The sequence below is a fragment of the Leifsonia sp. SIMBA_070 genome (genome assembly GCF_046534635.1).
Classification (GTDB): Bacteria; Actinomycetota; Actinomycetes; order Actinomycetales; family Microbacteriaceae; genus Leifsonia.
Window position 1 is genome coordinate 1 of the sequence record NZ_JAWRYK010000969.1, and the last position, 234, is coordinate 234.

Below are 234 nucleotides of genomic sequence, written 5' to 3' on the forward strand. Positions count from 1 at the left end.
GATACGGTGGCACCGGCAGCCGTCAGCAACCTGACGATCACGGATGATGTGGCGCCGGTGACCGGACCGCTGGCAAATGGCGCGGTCACTAATGACGCCACACCAACGCTGAGCGGCACGGCAGAGGCGAACGCGGTTGTTACCGTGTATGACGGCAGTACGACGCTGGGCTCTGTGGTGGCAGGCAGCGACGGTGCATGGAGCTTTACGCCAGGCGCGCTGAGCAACGGCGTG

The 234-nt window shown here is 65.0% G+C and carries 1 protein-coding gene; it reads left to right on the plus strand.

Annotated elements, in window-relative coordinates; translation table 11 throughout:
- The coding region (locus SB754_RS23050; RefSeq protein WP_410784573.1) for an Ig-like domain-containing protein at window positions 1–234 on the plus strand (234 nt) is incomplete at both ends.